The sequence below is a fragment of the Streptomyces sp. ADMS genome, assembly GCF_033441795.1.
GTDB lineage: Bacteria > Actinomycetota > Actinomycetes > Streptomycetales > Streptomycetaceae > Streptomyces.
Genome location: NZ_JAVFVX010000102.1, coordinates 1 through 19,454, shown reverse-complemented (window position 1 = coordinate 19,454; position 19,454 = coordinate 1). Strand labels below are relative to the sequence as shown.

16 protein-coding genes and 3 pseudogenes are annotated in these 19,454 nt (G+C 71.6%); 6 read left to right on the top strand and 13 right to left on the bottom strand.

From position 1 onward, the window contains the following. The first annotated feature begins 28 nt into the window (after positions 1-28). Positions 29-688: a TetR/AcrR family transcriptional regulator gene (locus tag RB628_RS31785; RefSeq protein WP_318324057.1), complete on the top strand. Its 660-nt coding sequence runs from the start codon at positions 29-31 to the stop codon at positions 686-688. 149 nt (positions 689-837) lie between these two features. On the opposite strand, the pseudogene RB628_RS31780 reads toward RB628_RS31785, so the two are convergent. Further along, positions 838-1,296: pseudogene (locus tag RB628_RS31780) on the bottom strand (DUF2993 domain-containing protein); the annotation flags it as partial. 265 nt (positions 1,297-1,561) lie between these two features. Continuing rightward, positions 1,562-1,915 carry a hypothetical protein gene (locus RB628_RS31775; RefSeq protein ID WP_318324055.1) on the bottom strand — a complete coding sequence of 118 codons (354 nt, stop codon included), beginning with the start codon at positions 1,913-1,915 and terminating at the stop codon, positions 1,562-1,564. 404 nt (positions 1,916-2,319) lie between these two features. Here RB628_RS31775 and RB628_RS31770 point away from each other — a divergent pair, with 404 nt between their 5' ends. Together RB628_RS31770 and RB628_RS31765 are read left to right on the top strand one after the other, a co-directional pair. Beyond that, on the top strand, positions 2,320-3,939 hold the full coding sequence (locus tag RB628_RS31770; protein ID WP_318324053.1) for an MFS transporter: 1,620 nt from the start codon (positions 2,320-2,322) through the stop codon (positions 3,937-3,939). A gap of 222 nt (positions 3,940-4,161) precedes the next feature. After that, positions 4,162-4,447, top strand: a pseudogene (locus tag RB628_RS31765) (transposase); the annotation flags it as partial. Between the two features lie 216 nt (positions 4,448-4,663). Here RB628_RS31765 and RB628_RS31760 read toward each other — a convergent pair. Further along, positions 4,664-5,482: a rhomboid family intramembrane serine protease gene (locus RB628_RS31760; protein WP_318324052.1), complete on the bottom strand. Its 819-nt coding sequence runs from the start codon at positions 5,480-5,482 to the stop codon at positions 4,664-4,666. Positions 5,483-5,606: 124 nt separating this feature from the next. On the opposite strand from RB628_RS31760, the gene RB628_RS31755 reads away from it, so the two are divergent. Then, positions 5,607-5,939, top strand: coding sequence for a hypothetical protein (locus tag RB628_RS31755; RefSeq protein WP_318324051.1), 333 nt, complete (start codon positions 5,607-5,609; stop codon positions 5,937-5,939). 93 nt (positions 5,940-6,032) lie between these two features. Here RB628_RS31755 and RB628_RS31750 read toward each other — a convergent pair whose 3' ends face one another. Further along, positions 6,033-7,457: an FAD-dependent oxidoreductase gene (locus tag RB628_RS31750; RefSeq protein WP_318324050.1), complete on the bottom strand. Its 1,425-nt coding sequence runs from the start codon at positions 7,455-7,457 to the stop codon at positions 6,033-6,035. A gap of 27 nt (positions 7,458-7,484) precedes the next feature. After that, on the bottom strand, positions 7,485-8,489 hold the full coding sequence (locus RB628_RS31745) for a DUF4349 domain-containing protein (RefSeq protein WP_318324049.1): 1,005 nt from the start codon (positions 8,487-8,489) through the stop codon (positions 7,485-7,487). Positions 8,490-8,676: 187 nt separating this feature from the next. Here RB628_RS31745 and hemG point away from each other — a divergent pair, with 187 nt between their 5' ends. Beyond that, positions 8,677-10,134, top strand: coding sequence for a protoporphyrinogen oxidase (gene hemG / locus RB628_RS31740; RefSeq protein ID WP_318324048.1), 1,458 nt, complete (start codon positions 8,677-8,679; stop codon positions 10,132-10,134). A 4-nt stretch (positions 10,135-10,138) separates the two neighbouring features. Then, the gene (hemQ, locus tag RB628_RS31735) at positions 10,139-10,870 is read left to right on the top strand and encodes a hydrogen peroxide-dependent heme synthase (RefSeq protein WP_318324047.1); all 732 of its coding nucleotides are present in this window, start codon (positions 10,139-10,141) and stop codon (positions 10,868-10,870) included. 126 nt (positions 10,871-10,996) lie between these two features. Here the strand turns inward: hemQ and RB628_RS31730 are convergent, their stop codons facing one another. The 8 genes and pseudogenes from RB628_RS31730 to RB628_RS31695 all read right to left on the bottom strand — a co-directional run. Continuing rightward, positions 10,997-12,643: an alpha/beta hydrolase gene (locus tag RB628_RS31730; RefSeq protein ID WP_318324046.1), complete on the bottom strand. Its 1,647-nt coding sequence runs from the start codon at positions 12,641-12,643 to the stop codon at positions 10,997-10,999. 131 nt (positions 12,644-12,774) lie between these two features. Next, on the bottom strand, positions 12,775-13,590 hold the full coding sequence (locus tag RB628_RS31725; protein ID WP_318324045.1) for a TIGR04222 domain-containing membrane protein: 816 nt from the start codon (positions 13,588-13,590) through the stop codon (positions 12,775-12,777). Between the two features lie 300 nt (positions 13,591-13,890). Further along, positions 13,891-15,207, bottom strand: coding sequence for a DUF692 domain-containing protein (locus RB628_RS31720; RefSeq protein WP_318324044.1), 1,317 nt, complete (start codon positions 15,205-15,207; stop codon positions 13,891-13,893). A 357-nt stretch (positions 15,208-15,564) separates the two neighbouring features. Further along, on the bottom strand, positions 15,565-16,305 hold the full coding sequence (locus RB628_RS31715) for an aminoacyl-tRNA hydrolase (protein WP_318324067.1): 741 nt from the start codon (positions 16,303-16,305) through the stop codon (positions 15,565-15,567). A gap of 132 nt (positions 16,306-16,437) precedes the next feature. Further along, entirely contained in the window at positions 16,438-16,599 is a 162-nt protein-coding gene (locus RB628_RS31710; RefSeq protein WP_318324043.1) for a hypothetical protein, read from the bottom strand. An 18-nt stretch (positions 16,600-16,617) separates the two neighbouring features. Beyond that, positions 16,618-17,496 carry a polysaccharide deacetylase family protein gene (locus RB628_RS31705; protein WP_318324042.1) on the bottom strand — a complete coding sequence of 293 codons (879 nt, stop codon included), beginning with the start codon at positions 17,494-17,496 and terminating at the stop codon, positions 16,618-16,620. A gap of 105 nt (positions 17,497-17,601) precedes the next feature. Next, positions 17,602-19,068: a serine/threonine-protein kinase gene (locus RB628_RS31700; protein ID WP_318324041.1), complete on the bottom strand. Its 1,467-nt coding sequence runs from the start codon at positions 19,066-19,068 to the stop codon at positions 17,602-17,604. A 295-nt stretch (positions 19,069-19,363) separates the two neighbouring features. Then, positions 19,364-19,454, bottom strand: a pseudogene (locus tag RB628_RS31695) (slipin family protein); the annotation flags it as partial.

The following is a 19,454-nucleotide window of genomic DNA, read 5'->3' as shown; positions in this document are numbered from 1 at the left end:
CCCGTACTGATCCGATGAGGTTGTTGTCTTGAACAAGCCCCTGGCCCGCGAGCCGCTGAGACGCAACTCGCGGTCCAATCGGGCGCGCATCCTGGCCACCGCCCGCCAGGAGCTCGGACGGAACCCCGACATCACTCTGGAGGAGCTCGCGAGGGCCTCCGGTGTCGTGCGCCGAACCCTGTTCGGTCACTTTCCCGGGCGGGCTGCCTTGCTGGAGGCTCTTGCCGAGGAAGCGTCCGAGGCGTTGCAGGGTGCGGTGGCGGGCGGAGTGAAGCCGGAGGAACCGGCTGAGCGCGCACTCGCGCGTTTCGTGATCTCGATGTGGCCCGTTGGAGACCGTTACCGGATGCTTCTGGCGTTGGCCCGCCGGGACCTGGGCATGGACAGGGTGGCCGAGATCCTCGCCCCGGCCCGTACAGCGGTCACGGCCATCCTGGAGCGGGGACAGCGGGACGGCGCCTTTCACGAGCATGTGCCCCCGGCCGTACTCAGCGCGGGACTGGAAGCTCTGACCGTCTCCCTGCTGGAGGGTGTCAACACCGGGGCGTGGGAGGACGACGGGACCAGGATCGCCGTCGCCACGCTGATCGCGGCCGGGGTGCCCGGGAAGCGGGCGAGTGCCGTGGTGAACGACGTCGTGACGACGGCAGGCGCAGAGCAGGGTGCCGATCCCGCTGCCGACGCCTGAGCCGGTTCGGCTTCGCCTGCGCGGTCGGCGTCCGGGTCGGGGCCGGGGCCGGGGCTGAAGGTGAGCGAGCGGCCGGAGAAGCGGGCGCCCAGGCCGGTTGCCGTGGTGGTGATCGTGCGCGGGTGCAGGCCCGTGGGGATGTTCCGCAGCTGGATCGGCTTTTCGAAAGCCCTGTTGAGCAGTTCGTCCCCGGCCGGCGGCAGCGGGCCGCCTGTTGCATGGAAGTCCTTGAAAGCGATGCGGTTGCCGGAGGCCGCCGAGACGCTCGTGGTCATGGTGACCTCGTTGTCGGGCGGCAGCAGGACGGCCGCACTCACCTGGCCGGGACGGGCGCCTTGGGAGACCTCCAGGCCGAGGGCGTTCGACACATCCGAGTACGACAGGTGAGCGACGGCTTCCGCCGAGCGGGCGTGAGCCTCACTGTCGTTGCCGGACCTCCGCAAGTCGTCGAGACGGAGGGTGAGTTCGGTCACCGGTAGCGGGCGCTCGGCTCCCCGGGCCGGTATGTCGTGCGCGGTGATGTCCACGCGGCGCAGGGTGCCTGCGGCCGGTTGGGTCAGGACGGGAAAGCCGCGCACGTGGACCGCGGGCGGCTGAGGAGTGTCCATCCCGTCCTGGAAAGCCTCGGCCGTACGTGCGTCCACGCGCGCCGCCGCCACCCGGTCGGCCATGACCGCGACGGCGACGAGGGCCAGCGTGAGCAGGACGACACCGGCGACGACCGCGGGGCGCGGAAGCTGCGGGTGCGAGCTGGGCCGGTAGGGCTGGTGGTACGTCCCGTCCGCGACCGTGTCGCCGTACCCGTTCCGGGACTGGTGCATACGTACTCCTCTTGTTTCGGTCATCGCAGGCGTTTCAGACGGGGGGCGTGTCTCACGGTGTGCCGGGTGAGGAGCCGCGCAGTCGGCGGACCGTCGATGCCGCGACGCCTCTGTCGACGCCCGCGGCGATCAGCGCCGCGGTGGCGGCGCTCGTGCCGTCGTCGGCCCAGACTCCGGAGCTGACGCTGTCGAGCAGAGCAAGCAGGTGTGCTTCGAGCGCTCTGCTGAGCGGGCCGGGCGGCACACCGGTGTGGAAGACGCCCTGGTGCTGGCCGCGGGTGAGGATCGCGGCCACGGTCTCGCGTGCTGGGGCGAGCAACTCACTCACTTGCTGCGCCCCAAGGTCCTGAGGGGCCAGTTTGAGCAGTGTGCGGTAGCGGTCACCGACCGGCCACAGTGTGAGCACGAAGCGTGCCAGAGCAGTTGCCGGGCCCGGATCCGGGGTGGGCGTGACGGCGATCGCCAGCCGTACGGCCTCCCGCGGCCTCGGCGGTGAGTCCCTCGATCAGCGCGGCCCGGCCGGGCGAAGTGGACGTAGACGGTGCGACGTGCCACCCCGGCGGCCTCGGCGATGACACCGAGGCCGCTGTCCGGGGCCTGCCCCAGCACCTGGCGGGCCGCTTCGAGGATGCGGCTCCGTGTGGCGCGCGGCCTGCGGAGGCCCGATCCGTGGGAGGCGGAGGGGCTCGTCATGTCGGTACCTCGGTGCGGGGTAGCGGTCACGAAGATAGTTGCACATCAATGGGCAAGAAACTAGTCTGCACATCGATGGGCAATTAACGTGCCCCCTTGTCTCCTCAGGAGTCTCCGATGCCTCTCCTCGCAAACACCCCCGTCGAGAAAATGACCGGGCCGTACTCGCGGCGCTGGTGGGCCCTGCTGGTGTTGTGTCTGAGCCTGCTGATCGTGGTCATGGCGAACACGTCGCTGATCGTGGCCGCCCCGGACATGACCCGGGATCTGGACCTGAGCAGCAGTGATCTGCAGTGGGTCATCGACGGCTACACCGTCCCGTACGCTGCGCTGATGCTCGTCCTGGGCGCGATCGGCGACAAATACAGTCGGCGTGGCGCCCTGATCGCCGGTCTGGTGATCTTTGGCGTCGGTGCGGTGATGGGCAGCCTGGTCGACGAGACCGGTCTGGTGATCGCGGCCCGGGCCGTCATGGGCGTCGGCGCCGCCGTGGTGATGCCGGCCACGCTGTCCCTGCTGGTCGCCACGTTCCCGCGGGCCGAGCGGGCCCACGCCATCACCGCCTGGACAGCCACCTCGGGCCTCGCGATCGCCGTCGGTCCTCTGGTCGCCGGCTGGCTGCTGGAGGACCACGCCTGGGGCTCGACCTTCCTGATCAACGTCCCGATCGTCATCGTCGCCATCGTCGGGGCGCTCTTCCTGATACCGCCGTCCAAGGCCGAGGGCATGGGCCGGATCGACTACGTGGGCGGCCTGCTGTCCATCGTCTCCGTCGGCTGCCTCGTCTACGCGACCATCGAAGGCCCGCACTTCGGCTGGGGCGCCGGGCCCGTCACGGCGGCCGTGGTCGCCGGTGCGGGCCTGCTGTCCTTCGTCTGGTGGGAGCTGCGGCACCCGCGCCCCATGCTGGACGTGCGCAAGTTCCGGCTGCGGCCCTTCAGCGGGTCGATGCTCGCGGTGCTGTTCTTCTTCTTCGGCACGTTCGGAGCGATCTACTACTCCACCCAGTTCCTGCAGTTCGTCCTGGGCTACGGTGCGCTGGAGACCGGCGTACGGCTGCTGCCGCTGGCCGGTGCGGTCTTCGTCGGCGCCGCTCTCACCGGCCGGCTGACCCCACTGCTCGGCATGAAGGTGTCGGTCGTCGCCGGCATGGTGATCGGCACCACGGGGGTCCTCCTGCTCACGCAGGTCGACAGGACTTCGACGTACACCGACTTCCTGGCACCGATGATGATGCTCGGTTTTGCGATCGGGCTGAGCGTGTCCCCGGCCACGGACGCCATCATGGGTTCCTTCCCCGAGGCCGAGTTGGGCGTCGGCGGCGGCGCCAACGACACCGCGCTGGAACTCGGCGCCTCCCTCGGCATCGCGGTCCTCGGCTCATTCCTCGGCACGATCTACCGGACCGAACTCACCGACCTGGTCGGAGGGCAGCTGCCGGCCGCAGCCCTCGACACCGCCAAGGACTCGGTGGGCGGCGGCCTGGCTGTCGCCGAGCAGGTTGCGAAGGACCCAACCGCCGGGCAGCAGGCCCAGGCCCTCGTCGACGCCGTCCACCAGGCATTCGCTCACAGTGTCGCCCAGACCAGCATGGTCGGCGGGATCGTCATGGCCGCCGGAACCGTGATCGTCCTGGCAGTCCTGCCCGGCCGCTCCGGCGCGAGGACGCGTCGGTCGGAGGGTTCGGCCGGAAAGGAAATGGACGTCACGGACGAGAGCTACTCCGACGTCCACTGAGAGGACATTGGCATATGTATTTTCCGGTAAGCGGCTTTCGTTGCCGCCCTGATTTACCCGGGTGCATCGGGTAGGTGACTCTCGTCCTCTCCCGCAACTCAAGATCTGCCGCCCGTTTTGCTCGCTTCTGCGGGCGGAAGTCCGTCTGGTTTGAAATGCGGAAGAACTGTCCGATGGTCAGCGGAGCACCGGCTTCCGTCCTGCTTGTGCAAACGCTACGGCGTGAGCCGGCGGAAGCCGCACCTCGGCGACCTGTCCGACGCCTGTTGGGCCTTGATCGAGCCGACCCTGGCGGCAGGGTGGAAAGCCCGACTCGACCGCAGGTCCACCGGCCAAGATAGAACCGCGCGACCTGTTCGACGCGATCTATGTCAATCGCACGGGAATCCCCTGAGAATGCCTTCCGTATGACTTCCCGAACCACGGCGACGTCGACGCCTGTTGCGCGTCCTGGCGTGGCGAAGGAATCTTCGCCCGACTCGACTGCGACCTGAGCGGTCTCGCCCGGGGTGGGTGTCCGACCTCGTGAACGATCGACACGGCTGGTCGCAGAGGTGGGCGGGTGCCGCCTCCTCGCGGAATGCAAAGGTCGCCATCGCGAACTTTGATGTGGTGCTCGCGTGCCTGCCTCGCCCTGGGTCGAGCCCACCGTCCTCGTACTCACTGAGCCGTTCCCGGTCCTTCCGGGGGTTCCCGTCCGGGAGGAGCCCGGGTCTCGCTGTCCTTACTGACCCGGCCGCGCCCGCCTTCCCCACAGGAGGCCACGTGGTTCTGGCGGCGGCGGGGTGCCTGGGCGTAGCGGCCAGGCGATCAACATGCCGGCCAGGAAGCCGACAATGTGCGCGGCGTACGCCACGGTGCCCGCGTCGGAGACACCCTCGCCGGACGAGTACACCGCCTGCAGCGCGAACCAGAAGCCCAGCACCATCCAGGCCGGCAGTCGAAGTGGCAGGAAGATCAGGAACGGTACGAGGACCCACACTCGGGCCTTCGGGAACAGCACCAGATAGGCGCCCAGCACCCCGGCGACCGCCCCGGACGCCCCGATCAGGGGGTCACCCGAGTCGGAGTTCGCGAGGGCGAAGCCGTAGGTCGCTGCGTACCCGCAGGCGACGTAGAACAGCGCGAAGCGGATGTGCCCCATCCGGTCCTCGATGTTGTTGCCGAAGATCAGCAGGAACAGCATGTTGCCCAGCAGGTGCAGCCAGCCACCGTGCAGGAACAGCGCCGTGAACACGGACAGCGCGGGTGACTTGTCGTAGTCCGGCGGGCCGATCACACAGCCCGGCCCGCCCGTGCCGACGCCGACGTCGCCCGTCGGGACCAATCGTGGCAGCTGGTGGTGGATCAGCTCCTGGGGCACGGCGGCGTAGCGGTCCAGGAACGCCTGGAGGTGACACAGCTGCGCCAGGCCGCTCTCGCCCGTCACCGAACCCGCTGTGCCGGGCGTGGAGAGGAACACGAGGACGTTGGCGGCGATCAGCGCGTACGTGACCCAGGGGGTGCGGTTTGCGGGGTTCACGTCATGGACGGGGATGACCACAAGGAATTAGTGCCCCCGATGCGTCCCGCGAATCGGTGAACGCGGCTGTCCCTGTGTCCGTATCTGTCCTCAACGTCCGCGGCACGGCGAAGGCGCGTCGCGGGGACTACGTGAGGAACAGGCGATGAACGACCGAGTTACTCCTCCGATGCAGTCGGTACAGGCTCTGCCGAACGGAGAGGCTGAACTCGCGCTGGTGGTCCACCTGCCCTGGGAGGACGTGGCCCGGCTCGGCCAGGAGGCGGGGCGGCTGGCCACGCAGATGCAGCGGCCCGTGTCGCTCGACGAGGCGGTGAGCCATCGGTTGCGGTCCAGTGGGCTGGGCGCCCACGCGAAGCCCGCGGGTGCGCAGGCGCCGCCGACGGTTTCGGCATCGGCGTCCGTGTCCTCGTTGCCCTCCCGGCCTCCGGGGGAGCAGGCGCGGCAGGCGATTGACCGGATCAACGGGACGGCGTAGCCCCATAGGGGGTGCGGCTGGATGCCGGGTGCGGGTCCGTCGTGGTCTGTCGCGCGGTTCCCCGCGTCCCTGGGCAGGTGGCCTGCGCCCTTGTCAAGAAGTGCCCTTGCGTACAGCCGTGCTTGCTTTTCTTGCCGCTACCAGTACGGGGTCCCAGACCGGGGAGAACGGAGGCGCGTAGCCCAGGTCCAGGGCTGTCATCTGGTCCACCGTCATGCCTGCTGTCAGCGCCACCGCCGCGACGTCGACCCGCTTCGCCGTGCCCTCGCGGCCGACGATCTGGACGCCCAGGAGGCGGCCTGTGCGGGCCTCGGCGAGCATTTTCACCGTCATCAGGGCTGCGCCGGGGTAGTAGCCCGCGCGGTTCGTCGACTCGATGGTGACCGTTTCGAAGCGGAGGCCCGCCCGGTGTGCGTCCTTCTCGCGCAGGCCGGTGCGGGCGATCTCCAGGTCGCAGACCTTGCTCACGGCCGTGCCGACGACCCCGGGGAAGGTGGCGTAGCCGCCGCCCGCGTTCGCGCCGATGACCTGGCCGTGCTTGTTGGCGTGCGTGCCGAGGGCGATGTGCCGTTCCCGGCCGGAGACCAGGTCAAGGACCTCGACACAGTCGCCGCCCGCCCAGATGTTCTCGTGTCCGCGCACCCGCATCGCCAGATCGGTGAGGAGGCCGCCGTGGTCGCCCAGGGGGAGTCCCGCCGCTTGTGCGAGCGTCGTCTCGGGGCGGACGCCGATGCCGAGCACCACCACGTCCGCCGGGTACTCGGCGTCCTCCGTGGCGACCGCGCGTACCCTGCCGTCGTCGCCGGTGAGCAGCTTGGTGACCGCCGTGTCGTTCACCATGGTGATGCCCAGGCCCTCCATCGCCTCGTGCACCAGGCGGCCCATGTCCGGGTCGAGCGTGGACATCGGTTCCTCGCCGCGGTTGACGACCGTCACCTCGTAGCCGCGCTTGATGAGCGCCTCGGCCATCTCCACACCGATGTAGCCCGCGCCGACCACGACCGCACGGCGGCCCTCGGTGGCGTCCAGGGCCGCGAGGGTGTCAAGGAGCGCCTGGCCGTCGTCCAGTGTCTGTACGCCGTGCACCCCGGGGGCGTCGACGCCGGGCAGTTCGGGGCGGATCGGACGGGCGCCCGTGGCGATCACCAGTTTGTCGTACGACGTCCATGACTCGGCGCCCGTTTCCAGGTCCCGGGCGCGTACCCGGTTGCCCGGGACGTCGATCTCCGTGACCTCCGTACGCATGCGCAGGTCGATGTCGCGGGCCCTGTGCTCCTCGGACGTACGGGCGATCAGCCGGTCCCGGTCCGGGACGTCGCCGCTCACCCAGTACGGGATGCCGCACGCCGAGTATGAGGTGAAGTGGCCGCGTTCGAACGCCACGATCTCCAACTCGTCGGGGCCTCTGAGCCGGCGTGCCTGCGACGCGGCGGACATGCCCGCCGCGTCGCCGCCGATCACCACCAGACGCTCGGTCCCACGGTTCGTGTCACTCGTCAGGCCATCGCTCATGCTCATACGGACACGCTACGGGGACCTGCCGTCTCAATCCTGGTCGGTCCCTGACGGAGCCGTCGGCAGGGACGTCGCCGTGGCCGGTCCCGTGGACGGCGCCGGGGTGGGCTGCCGGCGCCGGGTGCGGGTGAGACGCAGCCAGGCGAACAGCAGCAGGGCCGCCACCGCCGCGAACGGCAGTACCGCGGCGATGACCACCACGATCCAGCGCAGCATCGTCACGAACGCGTTCCAGCCGCCGGCGAGGGCTTCCAGGAAGCCCGGGTCGTCGTCCTCGTCGGACTCCCTGCCCGGGGTCTCGGACAGGGAAAGGTTGATCGTGGCCAGGGTCGTGCGGTCCTTCAGGGAGGACTGGCGGGCGAGCAGCGACTCCAGGTCGGCCTGACGGCGGCTCAACTCGCCTTCCAGGGTGACCACGTCGGAGAGTCCGGTGGCCTGGTCCATCAGCTCGCGGATGCGGTTCACGCTCGCGCGCTGCGTGGTGATGCGGCTCTCCACGTCGACGACCTGCTCGGTGACGTCCTGCGCCTCCGCCTCCCGGTGCAGAAGCCTGCCGGTGCCCTCCAGGCCGGTGAGGACCTTCTCGTACTCGCCGACGGGCACCCGCAGGACGACGTCGGTGCTCTCGCTGCCCTCCTCCTCGTCCAGGGTCGTCGTCTCGCTGCCGACATAGCCGCCCGCGTTCACCGCGGTGGTGCGGACCTTGGCCAGTGCCTTGGGTACGTCCTTGACCTGCACGGAGACGGACACCGTGCGGATGATGTGCGGGGCGGTGGCCGCCTGGGGCGCCGTACTGGCCTGGGCGCCGCTGCCCTTGCCGCCGTCCGTCCTGCCGTCGGACGCGGCCTGCTCCTCCAGGGCACCCGAGTCGGCCTTCGCCGCCCTGCCCGCATCGCTGCTCGCACTGTCGCTGTCGGCGGCGCCGGTGCAGCCGGTGAGCGCGAGGGCCGCGGCGAGGAGCAGGCCCGCCAGGACCCGAACCGGTCGTACGGGGTGTGTGGAGGGTCGTGTGCGGCGTGTGCGCGTGGTGTTCATCTTGCGGATTCCCCCCGAGGGCTGTCGTTGGACCGTCGTGGTGCACGACTGACGTTCCTTCGACGCCTGAGGGGTTCGAGACGTTGGCCGGTTACGGTCCCGATGAGGTCACGGTCGGGACTCGCGCCGGACACCGTGAGCGCCGTGCGGCGAAGGGAGTGTCAGCGAGGTCTGAGAGGGTGGTGGCATGAGCGCAGTGGAGGCCCGTGCGGGTGCCGGGCATGTCGTCGTCATCGGGGGCGGGATCGCCGGTCTGGCCGCCGCCCACCGGCTGCTGGACCGGGGTGTCCGGGTCACGGTCCTGGAGGCGTCCGACCGCGTCGGCGGCAAGCTGCTGCCCGGCGAGATCGCGGGCGCGCGGGTCGACCTCGGTGCCGAGTCGATGCTCGCGCGCAGACCCGAAGCCGTCGCGCTGGCCCGCGAGGTGGGTCTGGACGACCACCTCCAGCCGCCCGCCACCTCGACGGCCTCGATCTGGACCCGGGGTGCCCTGCGCCCCATGCCCAAGGGGCACGTCATGGGCGTCCCCGGCAGCGCCTCGGCCCTGGCCGGCGTCCTCTCGGACGAGGGGCTGGCCCGTATCGAGCGCGACGCGGACCTGCCGCGCACGGAGGTCGGGGACGACGTGGCCGTGGGGGAGTTCGTCGCCGCGCGCCTGGGCCGCGAGGTCGTCGACCGCCTGGTCGAGCCGCTGCTGGGCGGGGTGTACGCGGGCGACGCGTACCGCATCTCGATGCGCTCGGCCGTACCCCAGCTCTTCGAGGTCGCCAGGAAGTACGCGTCCCTGACGGAGGGCGTGCGCGCCATCCAGGCCCGGATGGCCGCCGCCCCCCAGCAGGCCGGTTCGGTCTTCATGGGCATCCAGGGGGGTGTGGGCCAACTCCCGCTCGCCGTCGCGCAGTCGGTGCGCGCGCGGGGCGGCGGGATCGTCACCGGCGTGCCCGTGACCGAGCTGCGCCGGACGGCCGGCACCTCGGCGGCTTGGCGGGTCGTCGCCGGGCAGCGGGTGTTCGACGCCGACGGGGTGGTCGTCGCCGTACCGGCCCCGGTGGCCGCAGTTCTGCTGCGCGCCGAGGCGCCGGCCGCCGCGGCCGGACTCGCGGGCGTGGAGTACGCCTCTATGGCCCTGATCACCCTGGCCTACCGCCGCGCGGACATCAGCCTCCCCGAGGGCAGCGGCTTCCTGGTGCCGCCCGTCGACGGACGCACCATCAAGGCGTCGACGTTCGCCTCCCAGAAGTGGGGCTGGATCGCCGACGAGAACCCGGACCTGCTGGTCCTGCGGACCTCCGTGGGGCGGTACGCAGAGACGGAGATCCTCCAGCGCCCCGATTCCGGCCTGGTCGAGGTCTCGCGCCACGACCTCAAGGAGGCGACCGGGCTGACGGCGGCCCCCGTCGAGACCCGCGTCACCCGCTGGGACGACGGACTGCCCCAGTACCCCGTCGGCCACCACGCGCGCGTGGACCGCGTCCGCGAGCACATCGCCAAGTTCCCGGGCCTCGCCGTGTGCGGCGCGGCGTACGACGGGGTCGGCATCCCGGCCTGCATCGCGAGCGCGTACGCGGCCGTGGACGCACTGGGGCCGCTGGAGCCGCTTGCGGCCAACCCGGTGCGAAGCGCGCACGCCGGAGCGGGAGAATAGGCACATGAGTGACGACGCCCCCACCACCGACGCGGCCCGCATCCCGAACAAGGGCAAGCTGGCCAAGGACCTCAACGAGGTCATCCGCTACACCCTGTGGTCCGTCTTCAGACTGAAGGACGTCCTGCCCGAGGACCGCACGGGCTACGCCGACGAGGTCCAGGAACTGTTCGACCAGCTCGCCGCCAAGGACGTGACCGTCCGGGGCACGTACGACGTGTCGGGGCTGCGTGCCGACGCCGACCTGATGATCTGGTGGCACGCCGAGACCGCCGACCAGCTCCAGGAGGCGTACAACCTCTTCCGCCGCACCAGGCTGGGCCGCGCCCTGGAGCCGGTGTGGTCGAACATGGCGCTGCACCGCCCCGCCGAGTTCAACCGCTCGCACATTCCGGCGTTCCTGGCCGACGAGACGCCCCGGAACTACATCAGCGTCTACCCGTTCGTGCGCTCGTACGACTGGTACCTGCTGCCCGACGAGGACCGCCGCCGGATGCTCGCCGACCACGGCAAGATGGCCCGCGGCTTCCCGGACGTACGCGCCAACACGGTCGCCTCGTTCTCCCTCGGCGACTACGAATGGCTGCTGGCCTTCGAGGCCGACGAGCTGTACCGCATCGTCGACCTCATGCGCCACCTGCGTGCCTCAGAGGCCCGCATGCACGTCCGCGAAGAGGTCCCGTTCTACACGGGGCGCCGTAAGTCGGTGGTCGAGCTGGTCGAGGGGCTGGCCTGATCAGGGGTGGTGCCTTGTGGGCGGCCGGGGGTCCGGGGGTTCGTCCCCCGGAGGGATGCAGCACGGGGCGCCGTAAGGACATCGGCGAGCTGGCCGCCGGGCTCGCCTGACGGGCACCCCTCTGCCTCAGGATGCCCGGATGGCCTTTTCCTTGTGTTCCTTCTGGGATCGGCCGGCCCCGCCCACAGGCCGTGGCTCCGGATGCGGGGCGCACTCCGCGCTCCGCCCCGGCAGCCGGCCCGCCAGCAGATACGCGTCCAGGTGGCCGTTGACGCACCGGTTCGGGCCGCCGGCGATGCCGTGCGTGCCCGCGCCCCGCTCGGTCACCAGGGACGAGCCGGGCAGCCGGCGCCGCAGTTCGAGTGCGCCCGCGTACGGCGTCGCCGCGTCCCGCTCGGCCGCCAGGATCAGCACCGGCGGCAGGTCGCCCGGCCCGGTCCGCACGTCGAGGGGTGTCTGCCGGGGCGCCGGCCAGTAGGCGCACGGCAGGTTCATCCACACGTTGTCCCAGGTCTCGAACGGCGCCGTGCGCGCCAGCCGTGTGTTGTCCCGGTCCCAGACCCGCCAACTCGTCGGCCAGGGCGCGTCGTTGCACTCGACGGCCGTGTAGACCGCGTTGCCGTTCTCCGCCTCGACGGCCGCCTCCGTCACCGGTGCCGCCTGCTCGATCAGCGGCTGCGGATCGCCCTTCAGATAGGCGGACAGGGCGTGTGCGCGGTGCGGCCAGTAGTCGTCGTAGTACCCGGTCTGCAGGAACGCGCCCTGCAACTGCCCCGGGCCCACCTTCCCTCCGGCCGGCTCGGCGGCGAGCCGGGCAGCCGCCTTCTCGTAACTCCGCAGCACCGCCTCCGGCGTGGCGCCCAGCCCGTACACGTCGTCGTGCCGGGCGACCCACGCCCGGAAGTCCGCCCAGCGGACCTCGAACGCGGCCGACTGGTCGAGGTTGTTGCGGTACCAGATCCCGCCCGGATCCGGGTTCACCACCGAGTCGAACACCATGCGCCGTACGTGTGAGGGGAACAGCGTCGCGTACAGCGCCCCGAAGTACGTGCCGTACGAGGCGCCCATGAAGGTCAGCCGGTCCTCACCGAGCGCGGCGCGCAGGACGTCCAGGTCACGGGCGTTGTTGAGGGAGTGGTAGTGGCGCAGCGCGTCGCCCGAACGCTCGGCGCACCCGCGCGCGTACGCCTTCGCCTCGGCGATGCGCTCCTGCTTGTACGATTCCGAGGGGTGCGCCGGTGCCTGCGTGGGCCCCTTGAAGAAGACCTTCGGGTCCTTGCAGGACAGCGGCGCCGACCGGCCCACCCCGCGCGGCGCGTACCCGACCATGTCGTACGCCCCCGCGATGCGCTTCCACTCCGGGATGACGCCGATCAGCGGGAAGAACATGCCCGACGCGCCCGGGCCGCCCGGGTTGTAGACGAGGGAACCCTGGCGCTCCACCTTGTGCTCGGGGTCGCGCGGGTCCTTGCCGGTCGCCTCCGTCCGGCTGACGGTGAGCTTGATCTGCTTGCCGTCGGGGTGCGCGTAGTCGAGCGGCACGGTGACGGTGCCGCACCGCAGACTGTCCGGCAACTCCTCCTCCGCCGGGCACTTCCCGAAGCGGATACCGGCCGCCTCGGCGCGTGCGGCGGCCAGCACGGAGCCCCGGAACTCGGCCGAGCCGGGACCGCCCGGACGGTCGGGCCGGCCCGGGGCGCTGTCCGCCGGGGCGGCGGCCAGGGTGGTCAGCAACAAGGACCCGGCAGCCGAGTAGAGGGCGGCAGCTCGCATCGCGTATCCCTTCGGTGGCAACAGAAGGGATGTTTCGGGCGGCGCTCGGCGAAGGCAAGCACCGCCCGCCCGGTGTCGCCGCGAGCACTCCTATGCGCCCCCGCACACTCCCGGGGCGCCGGGGGCGGGGGTCAGCGCAGGAGTTCGCGCAGGACGTCCTGGGGCTCCCGGTGCGCGAAGGCCGCGCGCAGGTCGGGTTCGCCGACCGCGCGGACGCCGAGTACGGCGACGGAGGTGAGGTAGGTCCGTTCGTCGCCGGCGCCGTGGTGGCCTGCGGTCCTGGTACGCCGGGACAGGGTGGTGAGCAGCCGTTGGCCGGCCGGTGATGCCCAGCGGGAGTACGGGTGGACCTCGACCCGGGCGACGGCGAGGCAGCTCAGGGTGAGGACGAGGGGAAGCGCGAACCAGAGGGCGACCAGGTCGCGCGGCACGGTGCCCCGTCCGGGCAGCAGCAGTGCCACCGCGCCCAGCGCCACGACGGCCAGCGCGGCGGCCTGCACCTGGCGGACCGCGAACGCGATTCCGCGCCGGGCGCCGTCGGGTACGGCCAGGCCCGCCGCGACGAGCCGGTCCGCGAGCCTCCGTACGGCCTCCGTGCCGGCCGCCGTCGTCCGTACCGGAGCGATGCGTGACTGCCCCTCGGGCCCGATGGCGCCTATCACCGACCGTTCCATCTCGTCTCGCCCGCTCGGGTCCACGACGGTCGCCCAGCCGGTGTGGGCGAGCAGCAGGCGCCGTTGACGGGCCATCGACACCAGGGTGAGATCGGCGACCCGCGCCGGTCCGCCGGACAGGAACGCGGCCTCGTACAGCGTCAGATCACGCCCGCGTCCACCGGGGGCCGCGTCCGGATCGATGGCAGCCGCGTGTACGGCGGCCAGACACAACCGGGTGCACGCGGTGCCGGCGGCGACCCAGGCCAGCAGCAGGAGGAAGGACCAGAACATGCCGTTGTTCTATGCGAAGGGTGCCTGGAACGCCATGGGCTTTCAGGATATGGACGAGGTATGGCCGGTACGTGACGTATGGGCGGTGGCCGAGTCAGGGCTCCTCGGAAGGCTCCGCGGGCTCCGTGAACTCCACGACCTCACCGGCCTCCGGCGGTGGGCTGGTCAGGGGCGGCGGCAGCGGACAGGTCGCGACCGGAGACGGTGGCACCGGGACGCCAATGATCCGCACGTGGAATCGGAGGGTGCGGGCGGCGCTGTTGGTCCCCGCACGGTGTGCGTCCGTTGGGGCCGGGTGTGTCAGAGGCGCAGGAGTACGCGGCGGGTGGCCCGGGCCAGTCGGGCCGCGGGGCGCTGGGAACGCGGGACCGGGCCCGAGCGGTCCAGCCACCACTCGCGCAGTCGCCGCCGGCTCTCCGCGTCCTCCGGCTGCCCGCCGAGCAGCAGGTGCGCGGTGAAGTCCAGCGCGTCGTGCCGGTAGCCGTCGGACATGGGGTGCCCGTGCGCGTACGCGAGGAAGGCGGGCCGGTATCCGGCCCCGAGGATCTCGGGCAGCTCCGGAGCCACCTTCGCCACCACATCGGCCCGCTTCGCCCCCAGTGCCCGCGACTGGACGCCCAGCCGCACCCGGTCGAACCCCTCCGGCACCGGTGTCCCCGCGACGAGCGCGGAGAGCAGCGCGGCTTGGGCGAGGGCGAGGCGCTGGCGGGCGGGGGCGGAGCCCGCACTGTCGGGTGTCCTGTCGGCCGGCGTCTCCGATGCGGCCGTTTCCGGCGTCGGCCCCTCCACAGCCGTAGCCCGCTCCAACGCCCCGCGGATCGCGCCCAACTCCCGCTCCAGCTCGCCCGCCTCGGGGAAGTTGTCGTCCCTCTCCAGCAGGACGCCGGGCGGGGTGACCCGGGAGGCGAGGTCCGTGAGGATGTCGAGGACGGCGTCCGGGACCGGGTGGGCATGGCTGTCGTGCCAGACGCCGTCCCGCTCGAAGCCGCCCGCGACATGGACGTACGCGATGGCCTCGACCGGCAGTTCGGCCAGGGCCTTCGCCGGGTCCTCGCCCCGGTTGACGTGGTTCGTGTGCAGGTTGGCCACGTCGACGAGGAGGCGTACGCCGGTCCGGTCCGCCAGTTCGTACAGGAACTGGCCCTCCGTGAGTTCATCGCCCGGCCAGGCTATGAGCGCGGCGATGTTCTCGACCGCGAGCGGCACGGGCAGGGCCGCCTGCGCGATGCGGACGTTCGCGCACAGCACGTCGAGCGCGTCCCGGGTACGGGGCACGGGCAGCAGGTGCCCGGCCTCCAGCAGCGGGGACGCGGTCAGCGGACCGCCGGCCCGGACGAACGCGATGTGCTCGGTGACCAGGGGCGAGCCCAGCGCCTCGGCCCGCTCGGCGAGCCCGGTGAGCCGGTTTTCGGCGGGCCGGTCCGCGCCGCCCAGGCCCAGGGAGACGCCGTGCGGAACCACCGTCACACCGCGTTCGCGCAGCCGCAGCAGCGACTCGGGGAGATGCCCCGGGCACAGGTTCTCGGCCACGGCCTCGACCCAGTCGATGCCCGGCATGACCTCCACGGCGTCCGCGATCTCCGGCCGCCATCCGATGCCTGTACCCAGTCGCTTCATGGTCCCTCGCCCTCTCCGGCCCCTTCGGGCGCAACGGAGTCATGGCCGGTGTCCCCCGGGTCGAACCCCTCCCGGGAGACCTTCAGAGCAACATTTGAGCTTCCGCCCGCCCGACTGCCTACCCGCCCTGGACGACGGTGTTGGGGTCCTTCGCCTCCGGCCGGTTGGTGTTGACCACGCCGGGTGTCGTCGCAGACGGCGTCTACCGCACATCGGGGTTGCCGGTCGGCTCCACCGCGCGGTCGGGGGCGGCAGCACTTCCGGGACCGGCGGCGGACCGGTCGGGGGAAACCAACTGGTCGTTGGGCAGGTGTCACGTGGCCAGCGCCAGAAGGTACGGGCGGGAGCCCGGGATGTTCAACGAGGATGTCCGAACCCTGTGCGGCCCAGGGGACGATGGTCCGCCACGACCGTCGCCGAACCGGGCGCGATCTCCGTGAAACCGGCATCCCGGACCAACGGGAGTCCGCCGGAGGTGAGTTCACGCCAGCGGGCCGGTTCCGCCGTGCGGACGGCGAGCGGGAAGCCCCTGTCACGCCAGGCCGCGCGGGCCTCGTCCGACAACTCCCACCATGCCAGCTGGGCGCCGTGTCCGGTCTGGGCCATCGCCTTGCCCGCAGACATGTCGAGCTCGGGGTTCAACCAGAGGACGGGCACCGTCGGGTCGGGGCCGCGCGGCGGCTGAGGGTCGTCCAGGTCGGTGCCGGAGACCTGGAGCCGGGCCAGGTCCTTGGGCCAGCCGTCCAGCGGAACGGGCGGGAAGACCCGTACCTCCGCGGACTTGCCGGTGACCGTGATGCCGGGCAGTGCCTCGGCCCGCCGCCACTCGGCCCCCCGCGCCCGCCGCACGACCTTGCGGATCCGGGCGTCCTCCCAGTCCCGCATGGCCTGCGCCCACTCCCCGTCCCCGGCCGACCGCTCGTTTCCGAGGATCGAGAGAACGGCCCGCGCTGCGGTCTCCAACGCGTCCGTACGAGCGGGCGGCTCGGCCTTCTCGATCCGGGCGACGAGGGGGAGGACGAACTGGGGGGCCTGGTCACGTGCGCTGGGCTCGGACCGGAAGGGACTGTCGTCCGCAGACGTCGGTTCGCTGTTCACGCCGTCCAGTCTGCCAAGCCCGGGGCGCGGGACTGCGTTCGGTCCGGTGATCACGTCCCTGGTGACCGGCTCACGCTCGGGCACGGCCCCGGTGCCGTCGCCGGCCACCGCGGCCCTGCTCACGGTGGCCGCTCACCCTGAGCAGGCGGCCCGCTGTGCCTCCTGCCATTCACAGACAGGGCAGAGCGTGACGCCCTTCTGCGACTTCGGGTACTCGGTCGGCTTCCGGCACAGCACGCACTCCGCGTACGGCGGTCCGCCGTCCTTGTCGTCTGCCTCGTGCTCCTCACTCATGGCACCAGCGTAAGCCGGTCACCGCCGGCCGTCCGTGGCCCCGATCAGCTCGGACACCTTCACGAACCGGAAGCCGCGCTCGCGCAGTGCGGGCACGATCGTGCGGAGGGCCCGCTCGGTCGCGGGGGCTGCGCTGCGCGTGCAGTGCATGACGACGACCGACCCGGGCCGTACGCCGTCCAGCACCTGCCGGGCCACGGCGTCGGCGTCCGTCGCGAAGGCGTCCCCGCTGACCACGTCCCACTGCACGGCGGTGACCCCGGTGGCACTGAGGGCGCGCAGAGCCCGCCGGTCGTAGCACCCGCCGGGGAAGCGGAAGTAGGGCATGGCCCTGGGTACCCCGGCGGCCCGGAAGGCGGTGAAGGCCCGCTCGACGTCGGCGCGCATCCGTTCCTCGGAACCGGAACCGGAGCCACGACCGGCGATGGCCGGCAGTCCGTAGCAGTCCTCGGTGAAGGCGTAGTGGCTGTACGAGTGGTTGGCGACCTCGAACAGGGGGTCCCGTCCGATGGAGCGGGCCTGGACGGGGTACTCCTCGGCCCACCGTCCGGTCATGAACACGGTCGCGGGTACCTTCAGTGCCCGCAGCGAGGCGATCAGCCGGGGATTGTCGAACCGCTCGCCCCCGGCCGCCCGGTCGCCCTGTCCGGCGGTCATGTCGGCGTCGAAGGTGAGGGCGACGGTCCTGTCCGGGGTGCGCGGGCCGTTGCGGAAGACGGGGGTCAGACCGGCGGGCCCGGGAGCGAGGGTGGGCGGAGGAGAGGGGGCTGCGGACGACGGGAGCGTGGGAGGCGGCTCGGCCCGCTGCGGGGCACGGGCGGTGCCGCAGGCGGTGAGGGCGGTGAGGGCGGCGCCGAGGACACAGCCGGTGGCAACTCGACGTACGAGAGTGATCATCGTACGAAGGTAGGAATGCCGGGGTCGTCCGGTGGCCCGCCGCGATGACGAGCCGTCCGGACGTCACCCGCCTGGCCGCGACCTCGCGGTGGGCAACGCTCGTGATCAAGAAACCTGGCGGCGTGTGCAGTGCCCGGTGGGTGCGGTGGCGGGCGGGCGGCACTGGAGGGTGAAGTCGGCGGTGACGGTGCTCAGGTAGCGGCCCAGACACGTACTCGGTGTCGTTCGGCCGCGTTCGCCGCAGAAGACCAGCGCGGCACGGCCGTCGGCGAACGGGCCGGGCGCGTAGATCACCCAGTATCCCGGGCGCAGGGACGCGTACTTGTCGCTGCGCAGGAACACCGCCTCCGGCACGGACTTCCTGACCTCGGCGAGCCGTGCGTCCCGGACGGCGGTCCCGGAGCCGACCGGTTCCGAGTGGAGCTGGGCGATCCAGCCGCCTGCCGCGGTGGGCGGGGTGGTCGGGGTGGGGGCGGGCGAGGTTCTCGTACTGGCCACCGGGCCCGAGTCGCCGTCCGTCTCGTTCCCGTCGAGAACGCGCAGGGTGACGAACAGGCCGGAGACGGCCACGAGGAGCGCGAGCAGTGCGGACACGGCGACCCGTCTGCGGGGGGACGTCGACGAGGAGAGCCGTGGTCGAAGCTTCGTTCTGCGCCGTTCCGCGGCGGTCGCCGTATGTGCGGCGTGATGTGCGGCGGGCGGTGGCGGCTCGCCGAACTCCGGAATGTCTTCCACGGGTTGGGGTGTTGTCGCCGTCCCCTCCGCCCATCCGCCGGCCATCACCTGCTTCAGCATCGCCGCCAGTCGAGCCGTGCCGGGGCGGGCCGCGGGGTCCCGTTCGAGCAGCGCTCTCAGTACGGGCGTCAGCGCGCCGGAGCGGGACGGCGGCGGTACCTCGGACTCCAGGACCGCGGCCAGGGTCGCGAGCGAGGTCTCGCGGCGCAGGGGGCTCACGCCCTCCACGCACACGTACAGCACGACTCCCAGTGACCACAGGTCGGAGGCCGGGTCGTCGGAGGGGCCGCGGATGCGTTCCGGGGCGATGTACTCGGGGGAGCCGACGAGTTCGCCGGTCATCGTCAGGGCCGTCGCGCCCTGGAGCGCGGCGATCCCGAAGTCGGTGAGGACCGCGTTGCCGTCCTCCCGCAGAAGGATGTTCGCCGGTTTCACGTCCCGGTGCTGGACGCCCGCCGCGTGTGCGGCGCGCAGCGCGTCCAGTACCTGGCCGCCGATCCGCGCCGCTTCAACCGGTGTCAACGGGCCCGACTCCAGGCGCTTGTCGAGCGAGACCCCGGGCACCAGCTCCATCACGATCCAGGGATGCGGGTCGTCGTCGATGATCTGGTGGACCGTGACCACATGTGGGTGGTTGAGCCGGGCGAGCGCCCGCGCCTCACGCAGCACCCGCTCCCGTACGGCGTCGGTCGCCGCCGCGTCGGGCCGTACCGCCTTCAGCGCGACCTCGCGGTGCAGCACGGCGTCGCGGGCCCGCCACACCGTGCCCATCCCGCCGCTGCCGAGCCGCTCCAACAGCTCGAACCGGCCGTCGACCACGTCCCCCGCTACGTTCATGGCGGACAGGTTATGGCCTGCCCGCCATGTCCTGACCAGGGGGCGCCGGTTACCGCCTCCATGGGCCCCGCACCGCGAACGTCGCCCCCGGCGCGTAGCAGTTGAGGTACATCGTCCGGCCGTCGGGAGGCGGGGGAGCCGTCAACTGACGTGGAGCGAGCCGCTGTCGCGGAACCGTCGATCTCAAGCCTGCCGATTTCGGGCATGAGGCGACCTTCCTGCTGGCGGACAGGACTGTGACCTTGCCGTGTGTATCACGCCGTACGGGCCTCGGGAACCACACGCGGAGCGCGCCTCACCCAGGTGACCCGCCTGGAGGAGGCTGCTGGACCTGCGCCCGTTCCAGGAAGCGGAGCAGTTCGACCGGGAAGGGCAGGACGAGCGTC

What these genes read in the sequence shown, in the direction of transcription:
- RB628_RS31750 (WP_318324050.1), bottom strand. Translation starts at nt 7,457, where the DNA reads ATGAGCATGAGCGATGGCCTGACGAGTGACACGAACCGTGGGACCGAG.
- RB628_RS31705 (WP_318324042.1), bottom strand. Translation starts at nt 17,496, where the DNA reads ATGATCACTCTCGTACGTCGAGTTGCCACCGGCTGTGTCCTCGGCGCC.
- RB628_RS31745 (WP_318324049.1), bottom strand. Translation starts at nt 8,489, where the DNA reads ATGAACACCACGCGCACACGCCGCACACGACCCTCCACACACCCCGTA.
- RB628_RS31710 (WP_318324043.1), bottom strand. Translation starts at nt 16,599, where the DNA reads ATGAGTGAGGAGCACGAGGCAGACGACAAGGACGGCGGACCGCCGTAC.
- RB628_RS31720 (WP_318324044.1), bottom strand. Translation starts at nt 15,207, where the DNA reads ATGAAGCGACTGGGTACAGGCATCGGATGGCGGCCGGAGATCGCGGAC.
- RB628_RS31770 (WP_318324053.1), top strand. Translation starts at nt 2,320, where the DNA reads ATGCCTCTCCTCGCAAACACCCCCGTCGAGAAAATGACCGGGCCGTAC.
- RB628_RS31730 (WP_318324046.1), bottom strand. Translation starts at nt 12,643, where the DNA reads ATGCGAGCTGCCGCCCTCTACTCGGCTGCCGGGTCCTTGTTGCTGACC.
- RB628_RS31725 (WP_318324045.1), bottom strand. Translation starts at nt 13,590, where the DNA reads ATGTTCTGGTCCTTCCTCCTGCTGCTGGCCTGGGTCGCCGCCGGCACC.
- RB628_RS31755 (WP_318324051.1), top strand. Translation starts at nt 5,607, where the DNA reads ATGAACGACCGAGTTACTCCTCCGATGCAGTCGGTACAGGCTCTGCCG.
- hemQ (WP_318324047.1), top strand. Translation starts at nt 10,139, where the DNA reads ATGAGTGACGACGCCCCCACCACCGACGCGGCCCGCATCCCGAACAAG.
- hemG (WP_318324048.1), top strand. Translation starts at nt 8,677, where the DNA reads ATGAGCGCAGTGGAGGCCCGTGCGGGTGCCGGGCATGTCGTCGTCATC.
- RB628_RS31700 (WP_318324041.1), bottom strand. Translation starts at nt 19,068, where the DNA reads ATGAACGTAGCGGGGGACGTGGTCGACGGCCGGTTCGAGCTGTTGGAG.